Source organism: Novosphingobium sp. APW14 (assembly GCF_032337075.1).
Classification (GTDB): Bacteria; Pseudomonadota; Alphaproteobacteria; order Sphingomonadales; family Sphingomonadaceae; genus Novosphingobium.
On record NZ_JAVYAB010000001.1, the window covers coordinates 287,421 to 312,841 of the forward strand.

Genomic DNA, 25,421 nt, shown 5'->3' on the forward strand with positions numbered 1-25,421 from the left:
ATTTGGTCAACGTGTTTCACCCTTGGAAAGCAGCCATAAATTCGCATTGAGATGCATTTGTGGCACTTGAGGTGCCAATTGCGTCATTAATGGCTTCTATATTTACGCAATTGGGTAAAAGTTGATCATGATCAATGTTTGCTCGCATCACTCGCGCCCAAGGTGGAGGAGGAGGGACCGATGATGATGAACAATGCGTTAGACACGGCGGATGCCCGTACGCCTCCAGTGGCGGTTTGGCAGATCCTTGAGAGATTGCGGGGACCCGAACTCACTGAATGGCGGGTGGCTCCTTTGGACTATCGACCGAGCTCGGCAGAGCGCGGATTGAACATTGGCTTCCCGTTTGGATGGTATGCCATTGAACAAGGGGACTTTGTTGCGGTCGGTCAGGTCAAGCCATTGCGCTATTTCTCTCGAGACCTTGCGATTTGGCGGGGCGAAGACGGCCAGGCTCGGGTGACTGATGCCTGGTGCAAGCATCTGGGCGCGCATCTCGGTCATGGCGGCAAGGTCCATGGCAATTTGTTGGAATGCCCATTTCACGCCTGGCGCTATGATGGTGATGAGGGTGTGGTTAAGGACATTCCCTATGCCAAGGCGATCCCGCCGCAGGTCAAGCGCAAGTGCATGCGAACCTGGCCGGTAACCGAGGCCAATGGCTGGATTTGGGTTTGGTATCATCCCGAACAGAACGTTGCGCCAATGTGGGATGTTGTCGTCCACGAAGAATTCGGCGATCCAGAATGGACCGGTTACGACATGCACGAATGGATCGTTTATGGTTCAATCCAGAACATGGCTGAGAACGGTGTTGATGTAGCCCATTTCAAGTACATCCACGGCACCGCCGACGTCCCGGAGGCAGAGTTGCGTTGGGGCGAGTGGGGGCGCGGTGCCGATGTGAGGGCGCAGATGGGCACACCCAGTGGCATTGTTGATGGCTTGATCCGCTATGACACTATGGGGCCCGGGCAGAGTTGGGTGCGCTTTCGTGGAATTTCGGAGACCCTGCTGGTCGCAAGCTTAGTTCCCATTGAGGAAGACGTGTTGCGGGTACGCTATGGCTTTATGCAACCCAAAAGTCAGGCGGATGGTTCGGGGGCCGGTTTGGCAAAAGCGTTGATCCGCGACATCTGCAAGCAACTCGACCAAGACAAGGTGATCTGGGATCGAATGCGCTATGAGCCTAACCCGATCATCTGCGATGGCGACGGGCCAATTCCCCAGTTTCGGAAATGGTACAGCCGGTATTACGCCAACCCGGAAAGCTTGGGAGATAAGCCCGGCCTTCGGGCAGTCGGATGAACTCTCTCTGGACTGCGGCAGGGAGGGGCTCCGGTAAGGCAGCGGAGCCCGTTCCTGGTTAGTCGGCCCAGGCCGGATAGTCGGTGTAACCGCGATCCTCACCGGTGTAGAGCAGGGCATAGTCCGGTTTGGCCAGCGGCGCGCCGATAGCAATACGTTCAACCAGATCGGGATTGGCAATAAAGGCGCGGCCGAAGCTGACTGCTTCAGCCCGCCCAGCTTCAAGCAAGGCGGCGGCGCTATCGGCCTTCAAGTTGTTGTTGGCGACGATCGGACCACTGAAGTTTGCGCGCAGAAGGTCAAGTGTATCGAGATCGTTTAGGCCCATGTCGACCACGTGGAGGTAGGCTAACCCAATGGCATCTGCGGCCTTTACGAACGGTCCAAAGGTTGCTTCGGGGGTAGCCGGGTCCATCCCGTTGTATGGGTTTCCGGGCGAAATGCGAAAGCCGACCCGGCCGGGGCCGATCGCCTCAGCCATAGCCTTGAGCACCATGATCGGGAACCGGATCCGGTTCTCCACGCTGCCGCCAAAGGCATCGTCGCGATGATTGCTGGCAGGGTTCAGGAACTGATTGATCAGATAGCCGCTGGCACAATGCAGCTCGACCCCGTCCAATCCGGCTTTCATCGCATTGCGCGCGGCTTGGACGAATTCCTCAACGAGGGCTGGTATCTCTTCGCTCTTGATTGCACGAGGCATTGCGCATTCCACCGGCGTGCCGTTCGGTCCGGGAACTGGGGTCGGGCAGGGGAGCGGTGAGGGGGCAATTACATCGGCAAGGTAACCGCGATTGGCGGGCACCACTACTCGCCCGCAATGCATTAGCTGCATGACAATCCGTCCGCCGCGCGCATGTACCGCATTGGTAACCGCGCTCCAGCCATCGATCTGATCAGCGCTGTGGATCCCGGGGGTCCGCCAGTAGCCTTTGCCAACCAAGCTCGGCTGGACACCTTCAGTTACGATCATGCCGGCACTTGCTCGCTGGGCATAGTACTCTACCATCAACTCGGTTGGTGCATCGCCAGGGCCTGCGCGGTCGCGTGTCATCGGCGCCATAACGACGCGGTTCGCCAGTGCGATGTCCCCCAAGGTTACGGGTGAAGTGAGGCTGCTGGGCATTCGAGTTTATCTCCGATACTCGGCGATTGACCGCTATTTGCGTTATCCTCTAAGCAATTTGCTACGCATATCAAGGAGAGGCGGGATGAATTACGGGTTTGATGGCAAGGTGGCATTGATCACAGGTGCCAGCGGAGGGATTGGTCGGGCAACCGCGCTTGGGTTCGCCGCGTCGGGAGCATCCGTCGTCGTCTCCGATGTCAACGATGCCGGGGGAGAGGAGACCGTCGCGTTGATCACAGCCACGGGGGGGAAGGCAGTCTACCAGCGGTGTAATGTTGCCGAAGCAGCCGAAGTTAAGGCGCTCGTTGCCCGTGCCGTCAGTGAATTTGGTCGGCTCGACTTTGCGCACAATAATGCCGGGATCAACAATCTGGGTGCCAACGAATACGACGATGCCGTGTGGGACCGGGCAATCGCCATTAACCTGACCGGTGTGATGGTGTGCATGCGTGAGGAAGCGGAAGTAATGCTGGCCCAAGGCAAAGGGGCCATCGTAAACACGTCCTCGATTAATGGTCTGGTCGGCAATGGTGCGCAGCCGGGTTACACTGCGACTAAACATGGGGTCATTGGCTTAACCCGGCATGGCGCGTTGCGCTGGGCCAAAGCGGGCATCCGTGTCAACGCCGTCTGTCCAGGCGTTATCGAAACGCCAATGACCGCTCCTTTGACCGCTAATCCCGATATGAAGAAGGTGCTCGATGGCATGACGCCGATGGGGCGTATGGGGCAGGCCGAAGAGATTGCTGCAGCGGTGCTGTGGCTTTGTTCAGATCAATCAAGTTTTGTGACGGGGCACCCACTGGTCGTTGATGGTGGGGCAACCGCTGCCTGAGCAAGCGGATTAACTGGATCAAAAAAGGCCCGCTTCGGCTTGTCGAAGCGGGCCTTTTAAATGGAGAGCTGCTTACTTAGGCAGCGCTTTCCCACGGGGCGGTCTTGGTCCCCTTTGTGGTGTAGCGACCGTTAACGCGCTTTTGGAAGGCTTCAGCCTGCGCGCGCGGGTTGTAGAACTGGCGGTACCAAATACGCACCTTGTCAAACGGCCCGTCGCCGCGAACCATCATGGGGTTTACGCAAGGCCTTTTGTTCGACCAGATTTCAAAGTCCTGAGCAAAAGCATCGACCCCGGCCTCCTCATAGGCTCGCGCTAACGCCACATCGTCGGTGGAAGGCTCGCGGTTGTCGACCTTAACCAGCAGGCCATACCAGACCTTGATCACTCCATCGTCGATGGGCGTGTGCGCGATCAGCATATGCGACGGATTGGCACCAACCATGACCGACTGCAGGATGCCAGGACCAGTGTACCAGGTATCATTAGTCATCGGCTCGCCGCCATCAGATGCCAACGTCTTGTGGCCGGCCGATAGAATTTGGCGACAGACATGGCCATCGAAGGCATTCTCAAACGACACCATGTCGATCGATCCGTGGACCGGTTCGAGGTGAGCTTTGTCGGCCATATTGTCCACGACTTCTTGGGGGTGGCACTTGAGCTCGCCGAGCTCGCGCACTTCCCAGTTCACCCAGTGCGGAGCATCATAGCCTTCAAACGGCGGAAGTTCGTAATCGGGTTCTTGCCCTTCGGGATCGTACCAGGTCCATAGGCAGCCGGCCCGTTCCACGATCTTCCGGCTTTTGACGCAGGCCGACTTGGGGATGGGTGAGGGCGAGTACGGGATCTGGTTAACCCGACCGTCCGGGCCAAAGCGCCAGCCGTGATAGGGGCAGCGAATGTTGTCGCCTTCAACATGCTCGCCATCTTTGACCACATAGGAGGTGGTATTGCGTGCCAGGTGCGTGCCCATATGCGGGCAGTAGGCCTCCAGCATGAAGACCTTACCACTCTGGCCACCGCGATAGAGCACCATATCTTCGCCAAAATAGCGGACCGCTACTGGGGTCGTGCCGATTTCATCGGAGCGAGCGACCATGAACCAGCCACGCGGGTAAGTGAATTCGCCGAGGCCGTAATCTGCAGTGGTTGCCATTGTCGTTCCCCTCTGGTTTGAGTCGTCAATACCTCAAAGCGCAGGGAATTGGCAAGCTTGATGCGTGAACAAAGCCAACTTTTGGCTGTGGCAATCAATATGCGTAAGGTATCTCTTTCTGGATTACGCGAACTGGTCCTCATCGCCCCCGGATTGGACTTCGGTGATGCGCACTACTCGTGCGTTGTACTTCAGGGTCTTCACTGCGATCGAGGTTTCGACGTGATGGACCCCGGGGATTGCGAGGATTCTGTCAGAGGCAACTTCGTGCAAGTGATCCAGCGAATTGAACAGGCAAATCGCAAGGATATTAAAACGCCCCATGGTCAGCATGACGGCATTGACCTGCGACAAGTCAGCGATTTTGCGAGCGACCTCTCGCACATCGCTGACCTCGGCTTGGACGCCAATGAAGGCCATCCGCGCGGAATCGGCAAGGCCGAAGCTGGTGATTGCAGTGAAGGAAATCAGCCCGTCCTGCTGTAGCCGCTTAATGCGACCGCGTACGGTGCCTTCAGTCACACCCAGATCGACTGCGATCTTGCGGTTGGAAACGCGGGCATCGTGCGCCAGCACATCAATAAGCTGGCGGTCGAGATCGTCTAGCTGCGGCGCGCTCATAGGTCCCCCCGCGCCTCAATTGGCGCTACATCGAACTTATACTTGATCACATCGACAGCGATCGCTGGAACCATCGAGCGGATGCCGCGCACCTTGGAGAACTTCTCGAGCAGGAGGCCAGGCAGATCATCAAATTCACGCAAAACCACGAGCATGTCGATATCATACCGCCCGGTAACTAGATGTGCGGCGAATACTTCAGGGTAGCCGGCCAGCTCTGCAGCAACGTCTGAAGCAGGACGGCCATCAACCTCGATCGCCACTTCCATCAGAACGTTGTAGCCATGCGCGGAAAAGTCCGACACCGCGACGACCCGAAGTTTGTTGGCGTCTTCCATACGGCGGATCCGGGCCGAAACAGTTGCCGCCGTCAATCCCAGGACATTCGCAATCTGCTGGTTTGTCGCCCGGCCATTCAGGCGCAATTGCTCAACAATTGCGCGGTCCATATCGTCGATTGAGAAATCATCACTCATGGTGCCGGCACAACCCCCATTTCCAATCCAGGTCAACTGTCAGGACTGAACCGCGTTCGATCAATCCACCGCTGCGAAGCGCTGCATTTCCCGACCCAATATAGTTGGGCTGAAACGCCTGACCCATTGGCCTTTAATCCAACAGACTTCTAGTGCCCGCTAGTCGAACGTCCAGACATCTTACAATAATACATAGCGGTTGTGATAGCGTATGGCAAAATCGAGTAAGGGGTCCCCAGCAGCATCCCCTCCGCTTCTCAGAATTTGGCTGGCAACCCCGGTAGTCACGTCAAAAACAGTTCCATTTGGGCAATTTCGAAAGTTTGTTTGAAGGTGTTGTGTATGGTCCTGCCGAGGCTGGCGCTGACCTCTGCAATCATTGTCGACCGGGCTGCTTGGCATGGGTACTGAACAGGCTGCTGACCATAGCCTCGGATGTTGCCTTCGCGCGTACCGCGTGATTCTAGCGTCACCACGTCGCGATCATCGAAGGTCTGCCCATTAAGCAAAAGCGTTTGGGTCATGGCCGTTAACTTGCCTCGGCCAGTTGCATGCGATCTTGCTCTACCCGTCCAGCGGCCAGCAATGCAAATAGGCCGGCGAGGAAGCCCGTGGGGATTACCATGCTAATTGCCAGTCGCAGTGAGTGCGCATCGTCACCCAGGGCCTGGCTAAGCGCGCCAGTTGCCCAAGGGCCGACGAAATAACCTAGCAGCGTGATGAAGGCGATAAACAGCGCCGTTGCGCTGGCGCGGTAGCTGGCTGGCAACATATGTTGGAGCCCGGCGTACAGTCCAACTGACCAGCCACCACCCAGCAACCCGCATGGAATGGCGGCCAGCATCGCGAGATCGAAGCTGGGAGCCCAAACCGCAGTCAGGATCAGTGTCGTTGCAGAAAGCAGGGCCAACCCGGAAAGTTGCACCGGCCAGACGCGACCGCGCTGAGAAAGCTTGTCGGACAAAGCGCCGAAGGCCAGCATTCCGCAAAGTCCGGCAAGCCCGAAGTTTAGCGCAAATGCCGTCTTTATTGTGACGGGGTCGAGGATAAAGCTGCGCGCAAAAAGCTCCGGTCCCCAATAGCCGAAGGTTACCCCTGACAAGGTTCCGAAACCAAACCCGAGCGCCATGAGTACATAGCCGGGACAACGAACCAGCAAGCCAATTAGCCGTCCGATCGGAACGACTGCCAAAGCGGATCCGTCGTTTGGAAGACTGCGTGGAGGTTCCCGAACCAATAAAAGCGCCAGGGCGCCGACAGCTCCACCAGGCAAGCCGACAAGCAAAAAGGTCATCCGCCAGCCATGTTCTGCCGCGAGTGCGGGGCCGCCCGCCTGCCCGGCGATCTGGCCGATGTAGGTGGCGAACCCAAGGATCGCGAACGCCAGGCCGCGGCGTTCAGGCTTGAAGTAATCGGTTAACAGGGAATAGGCCGGCGCAACAAACGCCGCTTCGCCAACTCCCACCCCGATGCGGGCCAGCCCCAGCGAAACCGGGCCGGTGGCAAGGCCTGTGGCTGCTGTTGCTAGGCTCCACATCACGCAGCCCGCGGCGATCACACGAATCCGGGAGCCACGATCGGCCAAGCGGGCAAATGGCACGCCCATGACCACGTAAAGCACGACAAAGGCCGGCCCCATCAGCAGGCCGATCAGGTTGTCGCCAATATCGAATTCGGCCTTGATCGGGCCAATTAACCCAGTCAGCAGATATCGGTCGGCAAAGTTGAAGATATAGATCACCAACAGGGTGGCCAGCACCACCCAAGGGTTGGAAAGGCGTTGGCCGGTTGTATCAGTCACGTTTGATCAGCCCACCATTGACATGCCAGACCTGCCCATTGACCCAGGCGCCGTCGTCCGAGGCTAGGAAGGCCACGGCTGCAGCAATATCCTCGGGCTCGCCGAGGCGGGTGTGAGGCACGGTCTTAAGTGCGCTTGCGACATAATCATCGGTCAGGTGCTGCTTGACAGCTTCGGTCAGCACTACGCCAGGGCAGATCCCGTTGGAGCGAATGCCCTTCTTGCCGTACTTCGTCGCAACGTGACGGACCAGCGCATGGATCGCGTTCTTGGTCATAGGATAGGCGACCTGAAAGGCATTGCCGCCGATCGCTGCCCCGGACGAGGTGTAAATCATTGCTCCGCCACCGCGCTCAATCATCACTGGCAGTGCAGCTTGGGTCGCGAACATGTGGCTCTTGGTGTTGATTGCGAATGACCTGTCGAGCACTTCTTCCGGACAGTTGAGCGCATCGATGTCACCGTCAGTTCCGCCCGCAAGGTTGGAATGATAAAAATCGAGGGCGCCAAACTCGGCGAGTGCGGCCTGCACGATCGCCTGCTGGGAGCTGGCCTTTGTGCCATCAAGGTGAACGCCAATAGCGCGTCCGCCGGCGCTGCAGATTGTCGCGGCAGTTTCCTTTGCCCAGTCCTCGGTAATGTCGCCAATCACGACTGCGGCACCTTCTTCGGCCAGGCGGCGCGCTGTCGCCGCACCGATCCCGCGGCCTCCGCCTGCAATCACGCCTACCTTGTCCTTTAAACCGCGCATCGCGCACTCCCTCACATTTTGCGTCGCCGGCACGGCTATTTTATACGCAAATAACTGTCAAACGCCAATTGAGTCTTGTCTTTTGCGGAATCGTTCGCTTGCCTAGGCGGGAATACCGTTGGAGTCGTTATATGATCCTTTTTAGTCTGGCTGCGGCTGCAAGCACCATGACACTGCCACCGCCAAATCCCTTTCTTTCACAAGGTGCGCCAGCAGTCACGCACAACGATTCCGGTGCATCGGATGCCATGCCGATTGAAGGTCCGCGCGAGCAAGGTGTGGTGCCAGCATCCCGGATCCAGCGGATTCCAACCGGGCTGCTAACAATCAATTATGCCGGTCTGCTGCGCTATCCGGATGGGACCCAAGCCACCTGGAACACTAATAACAACCGAGTGACCAAGATCCGGATCGACCAGGGGAAGTGGGAGGAGCTTGCCGCTTTGCCGATCGATGGCATGACCCTGTTGCGGGATTCCGACGTAAACGCCCACCTGGCGGCTTTCGATATGGCGCGAAGTGAGGCCGAATTGCGGGACTATCTTGCCCGGACTTTGCCTTTTTATGCAGAGACGCAGGCGCGTGAGGCGGGGATCTACTCAATGACCGATGAGCGTGGTCAGTTCTATGTCCTGACACGCAGTGCGATCCTGGTTTTTGGCCAGGCTGATGATCGCGATCCCTATTCGGCTGTCGTGCTGTTACGCAAGTGGGCGATACCTGCGACTTTGAAGCGCGATGCGGCAGCACGTGAACTGCTGTTGAAGCGACTAGTGCGGGCAGGGCAGGGCGAGAATGCCGAGGCGCGACGTGGGATCGGCCTGATGCGCGACATGCCTCTGGGCATCAATATGACCTACGATGGGCATGTCGTTTTTTCGATGGTCGGTGGCAGCGTTGTTGTGATTGATCGAGAGTTTATCACGCAACCGCAGGTGGTCTCGATGCCCGGCGAGTTGTTCACCAATTCGCTGTCAGTAGATCCGGATGGTGGAATATATGCTGTTGGCGACCGGCGTATGCATAAGCTCGTTTGGCGAAATGGGCGATTGTCCGACCGCGCGCGGGATGGCGCTTGGTCGGCCGCTTATGAATTGACCGAAACACCATTGCCCGGGGTGCGCGGCGGCGGCACCGGTTCAGGCACGACGGCGACCTTGATGGGCTTCGGGCCGGGAGAGGACCGACTGGTGGTGATCGCCGATGGGCAGCCGAAGATGAATATTGTAGCCTTCTGGCGCGATGAGATTCCGCATGATGCTAAGCGCCAGCCTGGCTCTGCTTCGCCACGCGTCGCTGGCCAAATGGCGGTCCGAATGGGTGGAGTGGTGGCGCCCTTTATCCAAACCGAGGCTTCGATCGGCGTCGCCGGGCCCTACGCTTTCGTGCTGAACGGGATGGCTCCAGAGAACATCAAGCCCGACCTTGATAACCTGCTGGTCCAGGGGCCGTTTAAGACGCCGCCGCGCGGCATAGAGATGTTTCGTTGGGATCATCGCGCTAACCGCTGGGACAGCCTGTGGGCCCGGCCCGATATCAGCACGCCTGCCGCCATCATTCCGGTGCTCAGCACAATCAGCCGCCAGGCCTATGTGCTGGGCTGGGATAGCGATGGCTGGAATGTTTCGGGCCTTGATTTCGACAAGGGCACCACCGAAACCCGCATGGTGCTGGGCCGCAGCCAGCAGTTCAACGGGGCCTGGGGGGTGTTGCAGCTATTGCCCGATGGGGACGTGTTCATCCCTGGGGTCGCCGGCCCGGTGCGCGTGGCGCGCCAGCGTGGGGCTCCGCTGTCAGGCGAGGTGCGCGATCAGGAACGGTAAGCCCAGTACGAACAGCCAGCCTAGCCGCCCCCAACGTGCCAGTCGGAGGTTTTGGTGGTTCCACAGGCCCAGCGCACCGGCAGCGCCCAATGCGCCGGCGCCGTCAATCCACAGGCCAGCCAAACCGGCCAGCCCCAGCAGGCCGAGCAGGCGGATTGGCTGACCGGGCCGCTGCGGATCGCAGGGCTGGCGCAGGCCCGCCAGACCGGCCAGGCCGATCAGCCCGAGCAGCCCCGCCGGAGCGGCCAGAGCGGCCAGATCCACCGCGATCACAGGCTCGGCCTGCGGTTGAACCAGGGTGCTGCCTGTTCCAACTGGCCGGCCAAGCGATAGAGCAGGGCTTCCTCGCCGTATCGGCCGGTGAACATTACCCCGATGGGCAGACCCGTGGGCGATTGGCCCAGCGGCACCGACATGCTGGGTTGCCCAGTCAGATTGGCCATCTGTGCGAACGGCGAGAAGGCCGCTACTCGTTGGCCCCATTGCTGGAAATCGCAATCGGGAGTTAGATTTATTCGCCCCAGCGGCAGCGGCGGGTTGGCCAGGGTGGGGGCCAGGATCACATCAAACCGCTTCATGAATTGACCAATGGTCACGGCCAAGCTTTGCAGAGTGTTGTTGGCCCGAGCATAATCCATCCCGGTCACGCTTTGGCCAAATCCCATGAACGCCAGCGTGATCGGTTCCAGTACCTCTGGCCCTGGGGCCATGCCGGTGGCCTTGCCGCGATCGATCAGGTCAGCGGCAATGGCGGCCGCCATCACTTGAAAGGCTGCCAGGCCGATCACGCCGACATCCCACTTTGGCTGGGCAATCTCGACTTGGTGGCCAAGACTTTCACATAGGGCGGCGGCAGACTGGACCGCGGCTCGGCAATCAGGATCGACGGGGCTACCGGAGGGCGCATCCAGCATCAGCGCAATCCGCAGCTTGCCGGGTTGCTTGCCAACTTGGGCCAGGAACCCCTCAGCCGGGGCCGGCGCGCCATAGCGGGAACCCGGTTCCGTGCCGTGGGTTGCATCCAGGATAGCTGCGCTGTCACGCACGGTCCAGCTCACCGCATGGTGGGTGGAAAGCCCGCCCCAGCCTTCAGTCCGTAGTGGTCCCATGGGCACGCGCCCGCGGCTCGGCTTAAGCCCGAACAGGCCGCAGCAGGACGCAGGGATGCGGATCGATCCACCGCCATCGGTGGCATGGGCGGCGGGCAACACGCCGGCGGCCACGGCCGCAGCCGCTCCGCCCGACGAGCCGCCGGCGATCCGCGCCGGGTTCCAGGGATTGCGGGTATCGCCAGTCAGCTTGTTTTCGGTGGTGCCGGTTAGCCCTAGTTCGGGGGTGGTGGTCTTGCCAAAGACCACAAAGCCGGCCCGTTCGATCCGGTTGACAAGTTCTGAGGTTACCGGCGCGCGAAAGCCCTTGTAGAACCGGCTGCCGCCTTCGGTGACTTCGCCGGCGATATGAGTGTTCAGGTCTTTCAGTAGCCAGGGAACGCCGGTAAATGGCCCCCTCGGTAGTCCGGCAGCCAGCGCCTTATGGGCGTGATCATAGTGCCGTTGGGCTATGAAGTTGAAGCGCGGATTCAGCGCTTCTGTGCGGGCAATTGCGGCCTCAAGCAGTTCAGTCGGGCTGACCTCGCGCTGGCGCACCAGCCCAGCCAGGCCCAATGCATCGTGGCTGGACAACAAGCTTTCAATCCCGCCGCTACTCATTGCCCTGGCTCCTTCAGCCGCACTGACCGCGATTGCCGCGGCCCCGCCTGCCATCACCTGCCGCCGGGTTGGCACTTCAGCCAGCCGCCCGCTGGACCGATGGGACACCATCGCCCGCCGCGTAAAAGCGCGCATAGAATTTGCGGAAATGGGGAATCGGGCCATCGCCATCACAGATGATCGGATTCGGCTCATAGCGCATCCGATCCCAAACCACCTTGTCCTGATCCAGCTGCTTGTTAACGTCCTTAATGATAGCACGAGCCAGGCCGGCCATGGGTCCTTCAGCCTGTTCTTTGGGCTGGGTATAGCAATAGATCACCTGCAATTCGTCCAGCTCAACCGGAATGATGCAGGCCACGAGCAGCGTTTCGCAGATCCCGGTAAATCGCACCCAGGCCTGACCGGGGCCCATCGAATTGCTCGTGATCGTGCCATCGACGATCCCCTTGGGCGTGCCCATCTTGGCACGGACGATCCCGCAGCGGTCCCATTCGCCCCATGACAATTCGGAACTGGGCAGTTCGGCCGTGCCGTGAATGTATTTGAAATGGGCAAAATCGACACCGTTTTCAGCCATGTTCTGCAACGATCCGAACACCCGCCATTCGACGGCATCATAAGGCGTCCAATCGGGGTCGCTGGCTTCGGGAAGATGTACTACCTCATACAACGGGGCTACGTCTTCTGGGTGATACCAAACCCACAGCCACTGGTTGGCTTCGCGGATGTGCCAGGTGCGTGTGCACTTGCGCTTGACCTGCGGAGGAATGGCCTTGGCATAGGGAATCTCTTTGACCACGCCTTCCTCACCATCATAGCGCCAAGCGTGAAACGGGCATTCCAGCAGGTTTCCGGCCACCTTGCCGCCATGGCCCAGGTGGGCGCCCAGGTGTTTGCAATAGGCATCGATCATCCGCACCTGGCCATCTTCACCGCGCCAGACCGCAAGGTCGCGCGCAAAGTAGCGGGCCGGCTTGACCTCGCCCACGGCCAGGTCCTTGCCCATCATGAACGGGTACCAGCCAAACGGGAAGCCGATGTCCAGGTTGCGCTGGGCCGCGGTTGGGCGGTTGGCAATCGGTGCGACGCGCCAAGCCTCACGCTCTTCCTTGGTCATCTTTTCCAGCACCTGCCACACGGCCACCGGGGCAGTGCGGGCGTCGGTTGTGGCGTCGGTCATTTCATTCTCCCCGGAGATGCCGGACTGGTGGGTTTAAACAGGGTTAGAGCTTGAATACGCGTTCGGCGTTCTCGCGCAGGAACTTTGGCCAGACTTCATCCTTCAACGGTACATTGGCCATATCGGACATAATCCGCTCCAGGCTCAGTCCCATCGGGAAGTAACCGGCATAAATAATCTTTTCCGCGCCCCGGGTGTTGGCATAGTCAATGATCGCCTTCGGGTAGTGCTTGGGGGCAAAGGCGCTGGTCGAATAATACAGATTTGGCCACTTCAGCATCAGCTTAACTGCCAGATCTTGCCAGGGCTCTGCGCCGTGACGCATCACGATCTTCAGATCCGGGAAGAACCAGCAGACTTCGTCAAGGTGCTCAACCTTCTGGGTTTCCATCGGAATGCGCGGCCCAGGGATCCCGACGTTGAGGCAGATTGGAATGTCCAGTTCCACCGCGCAGGCATAAAGCGGGAACATGTATTTGTGGTTGATCGCCACCTGGGGAAGCGTGCCGGCCGGAAAGACGCTGATCGCCGAGAGGCCGACTTCGGCATGGATTCGCTTGATCCGCCGAACTTCCTCCATTCCCTTGTTGGGATCGCAGGGTAGGTCGAAGAAGAAGCGATCGCTATAAAGCTCCTTGGCCCTACGCGAGGTTTCATTCTCGTTCCAGCCGATCAGTGCCTTGGCAATGCCGTGCTGGTCCATCTGCTCGACGGTCCATTTAACATAGTCGTCGGCATGGCCGGTCTGCGGCACGTCCTTAAACATGTACTGCGCTGGCATGGAGAACTGTTGCAGAGTCTGCGCATCCTTGATCAGCGGGCGAAAGGCAGTGAACCAGTCAGACCGATCTTCGGCTTCAGGAATGCCAAGCATGCAGTCGATAATGCCGATGTCCTTGGGCATGCCCATGTCATTGTTCTCCGGATAAAGCAGGCCAGGTCGCGCGCAGCGCCACCTTGTTGATCTTGCCCACATCGTTGCGGGGCAGGGGCTCTGAAACAAAGGCAACGCGGCCCGGCGCCTTGTAGCGGGCCAAGCGTTCTCCAACCCATTCCTTTACGGCGCGTTCGTCCAGGGCAGCGCCCTTGACCACGGCGACCAGCAGTTCGCCCAGACGCTCATCAGGAATGCCGAAAGCGGCGCATTCGTCCACGCCGGGCATTTCGCCCATCACCCGCTCTACCTCGGCGCAATAGATGTTCTCACCGCCGGAAATGACCATGTCCTTCACGCGATCGACGATGAAGATATAGCCTTCTGCATCGATGTAACCGACATCACCCGTTCGCAGCCAACCATCTGCAGTGAAGGCGGCGGCAGTTTCTTCGGGCCGGTTCCAATATCCGGCCATGACCATTGCGCCTTTGAGCTGGATTTCACCGCTTTGTCCGGCTGGCATGACTGTGCCGTCCGGCGCAACGATCCGCACCTCGGCCATGGGCAAGACCCGGCCGGCAGACGAGCGATTGCGGATAAAATCCTCACCCACTGCCTGAGCCAACGAGCCGGATGCCTCGGTCATTCCATAACCGGTCCCCATGACCGCCTGCGGACAGACGGCACGGATTTCATCAAGTAAGTTGACGGGGAGAGCTTGTCCGCCCGAGGCAATGTTGCGCAAGGACGAGAGGTCTGCATCGCCCAGCCGAGCCCGGTTGAGGAGGTCCCATAGCATCGTAGGTACCGCCGAAAACATCGTGATCTGTTCCGTCCCGATCAGTCGCACTGCCTCCTGGGCATCCCATCGACGCATGATCACCACTTTCGATCCGGCGAACAGCGGCGAAAGGAAAGCTGCGCCAAGGCCTGAAATATGGAACAGCGGATAGACCAGCAGCACCGATTGTTGAGGCAAATTAGCCATCAGCGTTTCGGGTGCGATGCCGTGGGCCTTGGCCATGTTGTGCAGCACCATCACGCCTGAGAGCTGCATCAGCATCAGCCCGGTGATCAGACTTCTGTGGGTCAGCACTGCGCCCTTGACCCGGCCGGTAGTGCCTGAGGTGAACAGGATCGTCGCCGGATCGAGCGGCTGAGCCAGACCGGGATCGGGCAGGGCATCGGGCGATCGCTGGGCGTTGTCCTGAAGGTCAATCGGGCTGGTGAGATCGACCATGCGCCCGCCATAGCCGCCCTCGCGGATCAGCGCGGCCCGGCGGCTGTCGGCGAGCACCAGCGCTGGGGTAACATCATCGATCATCGCCACCAGCTCGGCCGGCGAGCCGCGGCTATTGAGGAGCGCGGCAATCCCGCCGGCCTTGATCACGGCCATAAAGGCCACGATCCATTCGGCGCGATTGCGCATGCAGATCGCCACCCGGTCTCCGCGCCGGATCTGCAGCAGTGGCACCAGCTGGTCGCGCCAGGCAAAAACCTGTTCGAAAGTCAGGCGCCGTTCGGCCCCGGCTGACGAAAAGTCTACCAGGAACGTCTTGTCGCCATGACGGCGTGCATGATCGATCATCAGCCCCAGGTCCGGGGCAGCATTGGCAAATTGGAGCAGCCCGTCGCGTTCGGTCAATTCAAACGGTGTGCCCGGGGCGGTAACTGCGGCAAAGACGGGATCGACTTGGCTCATCGTGCGTCTGCCGCGATTTCTCCGGCCCAGCGATAGTCCTGCTTGCCGGCGGGAGAGCGTTTCACCTCGTCAACCCAGATCAGCGCCTTGGGCACTTTGTAGCCTGCTAGTCGTTCAGCGAGAAAGGCTTTCACCTCGTCATAGCTGGGCTCCGTAATGCCGGGGCGGCCGGAAACCACACCGATCACGCGCTGGCCCCAGCGTTCATCGGGCTGGCCGGCAACGACTGCGTCGAAAATTGCGGGATGCGCGCGCAGTGCTTCTTCAACCTCTTCCGGGAATACCTTTTCGCCGCCGGTGTTGATGCAAGTCGATCCTCGACCGAACACCGTGATCATGCCGTCTTCATCCAACCGCGCCGCATCGCCCGATACGGCCCACAGCTGGCCATCAATGGTCACGAAGGTTTCGGCAGTCTTCGCCGGATCATTGTAATAGCCAATCGGTGTGTTGCCAGTGCGGGCGACAAAGCCGGTTTCGCCAGGGGCGGCAATTCGTGCATCCACCACCACCTGCTGCAAAGCATTGGCCGGCAGACGCATGACGCCTTCTGCCGACTTTTCGGCCATGCCTGACATGCCGGTCTCGGACGAGCCCATGCCATCGGTGATGCTCGCGCTTGGCACCAGCGCTTTGAGGTCATCTTTAAGGTGCTGCGAAAACACCGCTCCGCCAGAGCCGAGGTTGACCAGCGCGGGCAGGTTCCAGCGCCCGGGATTGGCGCGCAGGGCATCGCGTAGCGGCGTGGCCATAGCATCGCCCACGAACTGGATCATGTTCGCTCCTTCGCGCTCGGCGATATCGAACACCCGTTCGGGATCAAAGATCCGCCCTTCGTCTAGCACGATGGTGACACCGTTCAGCAGTGCGCTCCACACGGTCCACATGGCCGCCATGTGCATCAAGGGCGCCAGCGGGAACATCTTCAGCGGATAGCCGTCGCGGGCCCGGCTTTCGATGTCCCGCGGATGCTGGATCGGTCCGTGCGGATTGAAATAGCCTGCCCCGCCGGCACAGGCGAAGACAAAGGCCCGGTGGGGCCACATAACGCCCTTGGGCATGCCGGTGGTTCCGCCGGTATAGCAAAGGAGATAGTCCTCGGCGCTGCGATCCCAAGGACCGCCAGGCTCATGGGCCAGCAGCTCGTTATAGGGGACTGATCCGGCGATATCGGCGTTTGATCCGTCTTCGACCGCAACCGTCAGCTTCAGTGTCGGTACGGCATCGCGCACCTCGCGGATGATGGGGGAAAACTCAGCGCCATGGATGATGGCTGCGCTATCAGCATTGACGAACAGGTAACGCAACTCGTCCGCGCGGTAACGGTAATTGACGTTGTAAGGCACGGCTCCCAGCTTGCAGGCGGCAATGAAGGCCTCAAGGTAGGCGGGACCGTTATAAAGATAGAGCCCGACCGAGGCACCGCGCTGAACGCCATGGGCGGCCAGGCCGGCAGCCAGCCGATCGCACCGTGCATTCAATTCGGCAAAGGTCAGGTTCTGGCTCTGACTGATGACCGCCAGCCGCTCGGGGACCGCCTGTGCGACGGTTTCGAACAGATCGGCCAGGTGAAACTGGCGCGCCATATCAGTAAACCGCAGCCGGGTTCTTTGGCCGCGGGCTGCCCAACATGTCACGGTAGGACGGCTTGTCTTTACCGCGATCGGACACACCCAGTTCCTTGGCAATCTCCGCCCCGATCAGGGTCTGGCCCGACAGCTCGTCGCGGTTGGGGGCCTGGGCGATGGCATCAATGATATGGGCGGTGAACTCCGGGTTCTCGGCTGCCTCAATAAAGCCCTCGTACTGCTCGGGATTGGTCTTCTGAGCGATCAGCGAGCGTTCGGTCACCAGCGGGCCCATCCAGATTGAGACTGCGATTACGCCGGTGCCGCGCAGGTCATGCTCCATGTCGTGGGCAAATTTGTCGATCCCGGCCTTTTGTGCGCCATAGGCCGGGCCATGCATATAGCACGAACCGCCGAACGATGAGCCGAAGGCAATCGTACCGGAACCCTGTTCCACCATCATCCGCGCGGCGTGCCAGCTGGCCACATAGGCCGAGCGCAGGCCGACATCGAGGATCTTTGCTGCATCCAGCTCTTTCTCCCAGAAGGGCAGCTTCTCGATCAGTTGGTGGTGAATATAGGTGGCATTGTTGACCAACACATCCAACCGACCTTGATCGCGTTCAATTTGCGCGAACAGCGCGGCAACTTGGGCGTCGTCGGCATGATCGCACATCACGGCAATGCCCCGGCCGCCGGCGGCGCTAACCTCGGCCGCGGTCTCGGCCACAGTCCCGGGCAGCACTGTTCCGTCCCATCCCTTCGCATCGCCGGGGGCCGTAGTCCGGCCAGTGACATAGACGGTATAGCCAAGCTCGCCAAAGCCCCGCGCGATCCCGCGCCCTGCGCCGCGGCTTGCCCCGGTGACGAGTGCTACCTTTGCCGTCATCCCACTTTCTCCCATGATTCGACGCAGTGCCGCGTTTGCCATTGCCTATAGCGTGGTTTTGCGGATTTCAAAGATTATTTAGCTACGCAAATTGCGACGGTTCCGGCAAATCAACTGGATTTCGCGTGAAAAAAAGCCTTAAAAGTTGTATTGTCCGGTCGGGATCACGTCGATCGTACCGCGGTCGATAAACCGGTCGCAGCTTTCCATCATCCGATCAAGATTGGCCTTGAACTTCTCGGGATCGCCGACAGCATCGAAAAACACGAAGGGATCGGTCAGGGCTGCTTCGGGGAAGCACTCCTCGACAATCGCGACATAGGGTGGTGCGCCGGGGCTTAGTGGGCGCTCGATCAGGTTCTGCACATATTCGAAATTGGCCTGGGTCTCGATCGCCACGGCCGTATGCCGGTTCTGCCACAGGCCGCACCATTCTGTGTGGGTCAGGCGCTCCGGCAAGGTGAGGAAGGCCATTTGCGCCCAGCCGACGGTCCGTTCGCCGGCTTGGGCGGGATGGCGGGTGTTGGCGATGATGAGTGACGCCGTCACCTGCCAGGCGTGCCATTGTTCCGAAGCCCTGGCTAGCGCTGCACAGATCGGTTCGGGTAAGGCTTCACCCAGTCCGGAATATTCGAACTGGACCAAGGCGTCATGCTGACGCGGACCGCGCGATTGGCGCAAATTTGCGCCCCTGCCGCTAATGGCATCTTCAAGGTTGAGGCGAATGTGCTGGGCCCCGGCTAATTTGAGCAATGGAGGTAGCGTGGCCTTGATTTGGGCGGCGAAGGCTTCAGTCGCTGTGCCCGCAGGGGCCCATAGCAATGCGATGACCTTGCCCATCACCGGGTCAGTCAAAATTGGCCTGCCCGCCATCCAGCGGGATCGTCGCACCGGTCAGATAGGCCATTTCGGGCCCGCACAGCGCTGCGACGGCGCGACCGATGTCTTCCTCCAGCTTGCCGATCCGGCCCAGCGGAATGGTGCTGAAGAAGGCTTCAGCTTCAACCGGGTTGTTGGCGATCCACCATTTCAGACCAGGGCTTTCGGCATGGGGGGCAATGGTCAGCACGCGGATGCCCTGTCGCCCCCATTCCGCCGCGGCCGCGCGGGTCAGCACCCGGGTGGCCTGCTTGACCGCGCCATAGGCGCCATAGCCGGCCATGTCCCAGCGGATTCCGGCCGAGGAAGCGAGATTGATGATCACCCCGCCGCCACGGGCCACCATGTGCGGGTGAGCCAGCTTCATCAGTCGAAAACTGGCTAGGGGGCCAGATTCAAATCCGGCCACGAAGGCTTCATCGCTGACGTCAAGCAACTGGCCATTGGGAACCTCTTGCGCATTGTTGACCAGGATATCCAGGCCATCAAACCGGGCGACGGTTTGCGCAACCATATCCTCCAGGTTTGCGGGATCCTTCACGTTTCCGGCAATCGGTAGGGCAGACCCGCCGCGTTCGGCGATCATGGCGCAGGTTGCCTCCAGCTTCGTAATGGTCCGGCCGGTAACGGCAACTTTTGCGCCTGCGGCGGCGAGCGCTAGGGCAATTCCCTGACCAACCCCTTGCCCGGCACCCGTCACCAATGCCACTTTGCCGGAGAGTTTGGTCATGTTTGTTCCTAATCCGAAAGATTCGTAAATCATCGCTTGTTTGATTACGCATTAGGTTGACAGAAACCGCGTGGCTGCGTCAATTGCGTTTCTAAAGATTCCATCGCGCCGCTGAGGCGTGCAATAAGGCGTACAGGAGAGGGCATGAGCCAAGATCTGACCGGTAAGGTGGCCATTGTAACCGGTGGCAGCGACGGGATTGGCCTGGCCACTGCCGCCCTGCTAACGCGACGCGGAGCCCAGGTGGTGATTTGCGGCCGACGCCAGGAACTGCTCGACGCGGCCCGGGCCCAGATTGCGGGTGAAGGCGGCAAGATCGAGGCGGTCCAACTCGACGTGACTGATTTCCCGGCGTTCGAGGCACTGATTGAGGATGTTGCAGCCCGCCACGGCCGGCTAGACATGCTTGTCAACAATGCCATGTCGACCCATTATGCACCGATCAGCCGCCTGAAGTTGGAACATTGGCGCAAGGATTTTGCGGTCAATGCCGATGCGGTCTTTGTCGGGACCAAGGCGGCGATGAAAGTGATGGCCGCTCAGGGCAAGGGCTCGATCGTCAATATCTCATCGACGACAGCGGTCCGGGCGATGGCCAATTATTCAAGCTATTCGGCGTCTAAGGCAGCGCTGATCCAGTTCACCGCTGTGGCTGCTATGGAAGGCGCGCGCCAGGGCATCCGGGTGAATGCGATTGTGCCCGGCCAGGTTAACACGGCGGCGACGCTTGATTTTGCGACCAAAGCGCCCGAACTGGCTGCCAAGACCGCCGATGCGATCCCGCTGGGGCGGGGCGGCCAGCCCGAAGAGCTGGCCGAGGCGATTGTCTTCATGCTGTCGGACGCGGCGAGCTACATCACGGGTGTTGCCCTGCCGGTTGATGGCGGCAAGGCGGCACAGCTCTACATTCCGTCCTGAGCGGAAGGAGGCAGGCAATGAGCGCAAACTGGGATCAGGAGATCGACATTCTGGTGGTGGGATCGGGTGCGGGGGGTATGCTTTCGGCCCTGGTCGCGGCCAAGAACCATGCCGAGGTGCTGATTGTCGAAAAGGAAAAGCTGTGGGGCGGCACGTCTGCCACCTCGGGCGCGGGGATCTGGATTCCGGCTAGCGATCAGGCCGCGTCTGCCGGCTTTCACGATAATGTCGACGATGCCTTCAAATATGTCCGCGCGCTCTCGGCAGATAATGTCCCTGATGCCAATATCCGGGCTTATGTCGGCAACGCGGCCAAGATGCTGCGTTGGATGGGGGCCAATACCGAGATTGAGTACCACGCTTTCCCCTATCCTGATTACCACGCCGAAAATCCTGGTGGATCGCCAAGTGGCTATCGCACCCATATGCCGCTGCCGCTTGATGGGCGCCGCCTCGGCAAGGACGTGCGGACCCTGCGCTTCGCCTCGCCGGCAGCTTCGTTGTTTGGTTATCTCAACTGGCATTTCGATGAGACCTATATCCTGCTGTTCCGGGCCAAGGGCTGGTGGCTGCATCTGGCCAAGAGCCTGGCGCGATATTGGCTGGACTGGCCGTTTCGCTTCACTTCGCGTAAGGATCGCCGCCTAACTCTTGGCAATGCCCTGGCCGGCGGGCTGCGGCTGGCGCTGAACGAGGCCAAGGTGCCGCTTTGGCTGAACAGCGGGCTGGAAGAACTTATCAACGAAAAGGGTAAGGTCATTGGCGCGGTGGTGCGCCGCGATGGCCGGGCGATCCGGATCCGGGCCCGCAAGGGCGTGGTCCTGGCCGCTGGTGGGTTCGACAAGAACCAGGCGATGCGCGATGCCCATGCGCCACTTTATCCCAATGCGCTCTATTCGGGTGGGACCAGCGGCAACACCGGCGATGCGATCCGCGCCGGTCAGGCAATGGGTGCAGAGACAATGAACCTGCAATCGACCTGGGCCGCGCCGGTATTCCATGTGCCGGGCGAGGATCGCGGGCGGCTTTGCACCATCGAACGGGCGCTGCCGGGCTGCATGATGGTTAACCAGCAGGGCGAACGCTATTTGAACGAGGCGGCATCATACCACATCGTTGGCCAGCAGATGGCCCGCCGCCAGCGTGAACATGGCGATGCCAGCCCCAGTTGGTTCGTGTTCGATCACACTTATCGCCATTCCTATCCGGTTGGTCCGGTCTATCCGCTGGTACCAGACTGGCTGCAGAACGGCATGGTCAAGACGATCCTGAAGAAGGGTGGGACCATTGCCGAACTGGCCGTCCAGATGGGTGTCGATCCGGCCCGGCTAGAAGCGACTGTTGGCCGGTTCAACGTCAATGCCGCCCGGGGTGAAGATCCCGATTTCCACCGCGGCGAGGCAGCCTATGACAAGATGTATGGCGATCCGCGCGTCAGCCCCAATCCCTGCCTTCGACCGCTCAGCAAGGGGCCGTTCTATGCCATGCCGATCTATCCCGGCGATATCGGCACCAATGGCGGCCTAAAGACTGATGACCTCGCTCGAGTGCTCGATGCGAAGGGCAAGCCGATTGGCGGGCTCTATGCCATCGGCAACAGCGCAGCCTCAGCCATGGGCGAATCCTATCCAGGAGCCGGGGTAACAATCGGCCCCGCGCTGACCTTTGGCTATATTGCCGCCAACCACCTTACCGGAAGCAATCAGGATTGATCGCTGGCTGATCAATCAGCGCGCACCTTGACCTTGGGAGCGGCCGCCCCGCGCCGCATGGTTTCCAGGAACTTGTCGAGCGGGGCTGGTTCGGGGACCGGACCGCCGTGGTCACCATCACGCGACCAGAATTCGGCATAACTTGGAAACAGCTTGTGGAAGGTCCCTTCGGCCCATGCGGTGCCTGGCCAACGCATCTTGTTTTCGCCAATCGGCGGCTTGTTGAGATCGGTGGCATACCAGTAAAGCGGTAGGCGCCGGGCGAAGTGCCAGCAGCCATCCTGGCGTACGTAATCGTCGACATACATCATTTGCATGATGACCCATTCATCGCCGGTTTCGTGCTCGTTCTTGGAATAGACCACGCCGTGGGCATGATCGGGATCGTCAAATTCGATCACGTGACCGCCAATATGGTGCGATGTGCCGGTAAAGGGCGAACGCAAGGTGCGGTCCATATAGGCACGCAGCGCCTGGCGACCGCTGGCATCCTTGCCCACCCGGACATCGGCGGGGAACAACGAAACCATCGCATCCATATCGCGCATGTCGAGCGCCAGGGCATATTTTGCGGGCAGCTGACGGATCGCATCCAGCGATTCAAGGCGATCGATCCGGGCTTCGATAGTGGTCATTCCGATTGCTTTCGTTGAGTTATTTCATCGTCACGCGCACCGGCAGGCGCTTTAGCCCGCCCGTGTGGTTGGTTTTGACCCATTCGGGTTCCCCGGCAAGCGTGATCGTTGCCACGCGCGCCGCGATTTCGGCAAACAGGGCTTCCAGCTCCATCTCCGCCAGGATCCGGCCCAGGCAATGGTGCGCGCCATAGCCAAAGCCCAGATGGCGATTGGGGGTGCGGTCGATTCGGAATGCATCCGGCTCGTCAAAGGCACGTTCGTCGCGGTTGCCCGAAAGATAGAGGATCGCAACCTGTTCCCCGGCCGCGATCGGCTGACCCGCAATCTCGGTGTCCACGGCGGCGGTGCGCATGAAGTGCCGCACCGGTGTGGCCCAGCGAAAAATCTCTTGCGCGGCGGGCGCGACCAGCGCTGGATCGGCTTGCAATTTGGCGAATTGATCCGGGTTGCGGGCCAGTTGCATCATGCCCACGCCAACGCTGGAACTGGTGGTATCGTGCCCCGCCGCTGCCAGCAGCATTCCATAGGACAGGGTGTCCATGTCCGATACGGGTGCGCCATCAATCGTGGCGGTGGCGATCACCGACATCAGATCGTCCTGCGGCGCCTGCCGCCGTTGCTGTACCACGCCGCCTAGGTAGCCGAAAAACTCCATCGCAGTCGCCAGACCGAAATCACCATTGGCGTTGCGATCGGGGTCGCTTGCCCCGAACAGTTCCTGGGTCAGTCGCAGCACCAGCGGTGCGTCGCTCTCGGGCAGGCCAAGGATCGAGGTTATCATGATCAATGGATAGGGAACCGCGATCTCCTCGACGAAGTCGAAGGGCCCCAGCGGAGCTAGCCGCGCGATCTTGTCGACATATTCGCGGGCCAGCAGCTTCATCCGTTCCCGCAAGGTGTCGAGGAACCGGGAGTTGAACCAGGACTGGGTTAGCTGGCGGTGCTTGCGATGGTCGGGCTCGTCCATATCGAGCAGGGTCCGCACCGGCCCTGTCCGGCTGCCGAACTGGGCAATCGTGCGATCCTCGAACCAGGCCGGCAGCAAGGTCAGCCGCGGGGCGTTGAGCCAGACCTTGCTGTTCCGCTCGATCTCCATGATGTCCTTGTGACGCAGCACGGCCCAGAACGGTCGATAGGGCTCCTGCTCGATCCACAGCACGTCCCCCTGGGCGCGCATGGCGGCAAACCGTGCGGCAATGCCGGCCTCATCGGCATAGGCTTCGGGCGAAAAGGCATCGATCGTGCTGGTCGGGCGGGTCACTGGGCAATCCTTTCGATCGCGGGCAAGGCATATCGGCCGTCAAGCGCTTCGGCGCGGGGCAGGTAGAGCCGCATCACCACATGGTATGGCCCGGAAGGCACCGGCAACCAGTTCGTCCGGCCAACAGCGGGCTGGCGCGCCGAAAGATAGAGCGACAGCCCGCCATCGCGATCCCGCCGCAAACCTTTGGTGCGATCGCCGATGGTATAGCGCCGCAGCGGATTGGGCACGAGCTGCGACGTGGTGCGATCATAGGCGGTCAGCGACCAAAAGGCATCGACCGGAGGCAGTGCGTCCTTGGCGAAACGGATCCGATAGGTCCGGCTGCCGTCCAGCCTTTCGCCATGGTGATCGGTGATTGCCGCGGGATAGATCGATTCCTCCGGCGCGTTGACATAACCCCCGCGGGCCACTTCGGCCCGCAGCAGGAAATCATCACCCGGATCGGCCATTGCGCCTGACCACATCCAACCATTCTGAATGCGCGAGGGGCGGAAACCGCGCTGGGCCAGGATCTTTGGTCCCTGTCGCACCGCGCAGCCAAGGCCCAGTGCTTCGGCCGGCTTAAGCGCGGCCGGATCAAACTGTTGGCGCGGGCCGAACCCAGCCTGATCGAACTGCGCCATCAGCGCGGTCTCACCTGGCTTGGCCGGTACCTGGCGCAGTGCTCGGTTCAGCAGCACGAAGTACTCTAGGCTGGCGAACGGTTGCAGCGGGGCCGCGGCGCTAACCGGCGCACCTGGCGTGCCTTGGATGCGGATTTTGGCTGCCAGCGCCTTGGCATCGGCCAGATCGGCCTGGTCAGCCGCCAGAATCCGGCCCAGCATCCAGGCCGTGTCGGTGGGCAGTCGGAAGGCTTCATAGCCAGTGGGCACGGTTCCGCCCGCCGGGCCGACCAGGGCGTAACGCCGCTCCGCCCCGCGGTTGGTGCGCGTACCCAGGTGATAGGGGCGCCCATAAAGATCCATGAAAGCGAGGGTATAGTAGCGCGATCCGAACGCGGGCACATCCAAGAGCACAGGACCGCGTGAAAGGTCGATCCAGGCGTTCAGATAAAGTGTATCGGCATTGGCCGCGCGCAGCTGGCCCTGGGTCTCTGGCGTCAGCAGATGGGGATAGACGGCAATCGTATTGACCGGGGCAGCCACCGGTTGGTCGGGCGCGATCCGGTGCGTTTCATTGTGTTGCTGCTTAAGCAGGTCAACCAGCGGATAGCCATAGGTGAAGCCCTGTAAGCCCGTGGCAAAGGCCAGTGCGGCGACTGGATCGCTGGCCAGCGCGGCGCACTGGGTTTCATCCGGCAGGCCGGCAGTGGCAAGTGCCATGACAAGCGACAGCATCTTCCCTCCAAACGCGTAATCTTATTGCGGTTGTTAATATGGTATTGGCTTTAGCGTTGCCCAGCAATTATGAATCGCGTAATAGCGCTCAAATTGGGTTACGCAATTGTGT

The 25,421-nt window shown here is 60.4% G+C and carries 24 protein-coding genes; 5 read left to right on the forward strand and 19 right to left on the reverse strand.

What is annotated here, in order from left to right; translation table 11 throughout:
• The first annotated feature begins 285 nt into the window (after positions 1–285).
• Positions 286–1,308 carry a Rieske 2Fe-2S domain-containing protein gene (locus RQP55_RS01490; RefSeq protein ID WP_315608620.1) on the forward strand — a complete coding sequence of 341 codons (1,023 nt, stop codon included), beginning with the start codon at positions 286–288 and terminating at the stop codon, positions 1,306–1,308.
• 58 nt (positions 1,309–1,366) lie between these two features.
• Here RQP55_RS01490 and RQP55_RS01495 read toward each other — a convergent pair whose 3' ends face one another.
• Entirely contained in the window at positions 1,367–2,434 is a 1,068-nt protein-coding gene (locus RQP55_RS01495; protein WP_315608406.1) for an alkene reductase, read from the reverse strand.
• Between the two features lie 85 nt (positions 2,435–2,519).
• Here RQP55_RS01495 and RQP55_RS01500 point away from each other — a divergent pair, with 85 nt between their 5' ends.
• Positions 2,520–3,272, forward strand: coding sequence for an SDR family NAD(P)-dependent oxidoreductase (locus tag RQP55_RS01500; protein WP_315608407.1), 753 nt, complete (start codon positions 2,520–2,522; stop codon positions 3,270–3,272).
• A gap of 76 nt (positions 3,273–3,348) precedes the next feature.
• Here the strand turns inward: RQP55_RS01500 and RQP55_RS01505 are convergent, their stop codons facing one another.
• From RQP55_RS01505 to RQP55_RS01530, 6 genes are all read right to left on the reverse strand, one after another.
• On the reverse strand, positions 3,349–4,431 hold the full coding sequence (locus RQP55_RS01505) for a Rieske 2Fe-2S domain-containing protein (RefSeq protein WP_315608408.1): 1,083 nt from the start codon (positions 4,429–4,431) through the stop codon (positions 3,349–3,351).
• 123 nt (positions 4,432–4,554) lie between these two features.
• On the reverse strand, positions 4,555–5,052 hold the full coding sequence (locus tag RQP55_RS01510; protein WP_315608409.1) for an Lrp/AsnC family transcriptional regulator: 498 nt from the start codon (positions 5,050–5,052) through the stop codon (positions 4,555–4,557).
• Positions 5,049–5,528: an Lrp/AsnC family transcriptional regulator gene (locus tag RQP55_RS01515; protein WP_315608410.1), complete on the reverse strand. Its 480-nt coding sequence runs from the start codon at positions 5,526–5,528 to the stop codon at positions 5,049–5,051. The genes RQP55_RS01510 and RQP55_RS01515 overlap by 4 nt, the downstream gene beginning before the upstream one ends.
• Before the next feature lie 284 nt (positions 5,529–5,812).
• Positions 5,813–6,052 (reverse strand): hypothetical protein, encoded by a 240-nt coding sequence (locus tag RQP55_RS01520; RefSeq protein ID WP_315608411.1) that lies wholly within the window; start codon positions 6,050–6,052, stop codon positions 5,813–5,815.
• 5 nt (positions 6,053–6,057) lie between these two features.
• On the reverse strand, positions 6,058–7,329 hold the full coding sequence (locus tag RQP55_RS01525) for an MFS transporter (RefSeq protein WP_315608412.1): 1,272 nt from the start codon (positions 7,327–7,329) through the stop codon (positions 6,058–6,060).
• The gene (locus RQP55_RS01530) at positions 7,322–8,080 is read right to left on the reverse strand and encodes an SDR family oxidoreductase (protein WP_315608413.1); all 759 of its coding nucleotides are present in this window, start codon (positions 8,078–8,080) and stop codon (positions 7,322–7,324) included. The genes RQP55_RS01525 and RQP55_RS01530 overlap by 8 nt, the downstream gene beginning before the upstream one ends.
• Before the next feature lie 167 nt (positions 8,081–8,247).
• On the opposite strand from RQP55_RS01530, the gene RQP55_RS01535 reads away from it, so the two are divergent.
• Positions 8,248–9,903 (forward strand): hypothetical protein, encoded by a 1,656-nt coding sequence (locus tag RQP55_RS01535; protein WP_315608414.1) that lies wholly within the window; start codon positions 8,248–8,250, stop codon positions 9,901–9,903.
• On the opposite strand, the gene RQP55_RS01540 is transcribed toward RQP55_RS01535, so the two are convergent.
• From RQP55_RS01540 to RQP55_RS01580, 9 genes are all read right to left on the reverse strand, one after another.
• On the reverse strand, positions 9,874–10,167 hold the full coding sequence (locus RQP55_RS01540) for a hypothetical protein (RefSeq protein WP_315608415.1): 294 nt from the start codon (positions 10,165–10,167) through the stop codon (positions 9,874–9,876). The two genes, RQP55_RS01535 and RQP55_RS01540, sit on opposite strands and share 30 nt — an antisense overlap.
• 5 nt (positions 10,168–10,172) lie before the next feature.
• A complete protein-coding gene (locus RQP55_RS01545; RefSeq protein WP_315608416.1) occupies positions 10,173–11,747 on the reverse strand; it encodes an amidase in 1,575 nt (524 codons plus the stop codon).
• The gene (locus tag RQP55_RS01550; protein ID WP_315608417.1) at positions 11,689–12,795 is read right to left on the reverse strand and encodes a Rieske 2Fe-2S domain-containing protein; all 1,107 of its coding nucleotides are present in this window, start codon (positions 12,793–12,795) and stop codon (positions 11,689–11,691) included. The genes RQP55_RS01545 and RQP55_RS01550 overlap by 59 nt, the downstream gene beginning before the upstream one ends.
• Positions 12,796–12,838: 43 nt before the next feature.
• Positions 12,839–13,705, reverse strand: a complete 867-nt coding sequence (locus RQP55_RS01555) for an amidohydrolase family protein (RefSeq protein WP_315608418.1) — start codon at positions 13,703–13,705, stop codon at positions 12,839–12,841.
• A gap of 1 nt (position 13,706) precedes the next feature.
• Positions 13,707–15,374: a class I adenylate-forming enzyme family protein gene (locus RQP55_RS01560; RefSeq protein WP_315608419.1), complete on the reverse strand. Its 1,668-nt coding sequence runs from the start codon at positions 15,372–15,374 to the stop codon at positions 13,707–13,709.
• Positions 15,371–16,960 carry an AMP-binding protein gene (locus RQP55_RS01565; RefSeq protein ID WP_315608420.1) on the reverse strand — a complete coding sequence of 530 codons (1,590 nt, stop codon included), beginning with the start codon at positions 16,958–16,960 and terminating at the stop codon, positions 15,371–15,373. The genes RQP55_RS01560 and RQP55_RS01565 overlap by 4 nt, the downstream gene beginning before the upstream one ends.
• A gap of 1 nt (position 16,961) precedes the next feature.
• Positions 16,962–17,831, reverse strand: coding sequence for an SDR family NAD(P)-dependent oxidoreductase (locus RQP55_RS01570; protein ID WP_315608421.1), 870 nt, complete (start codon positions 17,829–17,831; stop codon positions 16,962–16,964).
• A 138-nt stretch (positions 17,832–17,969) separates the two neighbouring features.
• A complete protein-coding gene (locus RQP55_RS01575; protein ID WP_315608422.1) occupies positions 17,970–18,476 on the reverse strand; it encodes an EthD domain-containing protein in 507 nt (168 codons plus the stop codon).
• Positions 18,477–18,678: 202 nt separating this feature from the next.
• On the reverse strand, positions 18,679–19,440 hold the full coding sequence (locus RQP55_RS01580) for an SDR family NAD(P)-dependent oxidoreductase (RefSeq protein ID WP_315608423.1): 762 nt from the start codon (positions 19,438–19,440) through the stop codon (positions 18,679–18,681).
• Between the two features lie 144 nt (positions 19,441–19,584).
• On the opposite strand from RQP55_RS01580, the gene RQP55_RS01585 reads away from it, so the two are divergent.
• Both RQP55_RS01585 and RQP55_RS01590 read left to right on the forward strand, forming a co-directional pair.
• Positions 19,585–20,358, forward strand: coding sequence for an SDR family NAD(P)-dependent oxidoreductase (locus RQP55_RS01585; protein ID WP_315608424.1), 774 nt, complete (start codon positions 19,585–19,587; stop codon positions 20,356–20,358).
• 17 nt (positions 20,359–20,375) lie between these two features.
• Positions 20,376–22,070 (forward strand): FAD-dependent oxidoreductase, encoded by a 1,695-nt coding sequence (locus RQP55_RS01590; protein WP_315608425.1) that lies wholly within the window; start codon positions 20,376–20,378, stop codon positions 22,068–22,070.
• An 11-nt stretch (positions 22,071–22,081) separates the two neighbouring features.
• Here the strand turns inward: RQP55_RS01590 and RQP55_RS01595 are convergent, their stop codons facing one another.
• The 3 genes from RQP55_RS01595 to RQP55_RS01605 are packed head-to-tail and all read right to left on the reverse strand — an operon-like array spanning position 22,082 to position 25,309.
• The gene (locus RQP55_RS01595) at positions 22,082–22,705 is read right to left on the reverse strand and encodes a nuclear transport factor 2 family protein (RefSeq protein WP_315608426.1); all 624 of its coding nucleotides are present in this window, start codon (positions 22,703–22,705) and stop codon (positions 22,082–22,084) included.
• Between the two features lie 19 nt (positions 22,706–22,724).
• Positions 22,725–23,969, reverse strand: coding sequence for a cytochrome P450 (locus tag RQP55_RS01600; protein WP_315608427.1), 1,245 nt, complete (start codon positions 23,967–23,969; stop codon positions 22,725–22,727).
• Positions 23,966–25,309 (reverse strand): DUF1254 domain-containing protein, encoded by a 1,344-nt coding sequence (locus RQP55_RS01605; RefSeq protein ID WP_315608428.1) that lies wholly within the window; start codon positions 25,307–25,309, stop codon positions 23,966–23,968. Before RQP55_RS01605 ends, RQP55_RS01600 begins: the two co-directional genes overlap by 4 nt.
• Between the last annotated feature and the right edge of the window lie 112 nt (positions 25,310–25,421).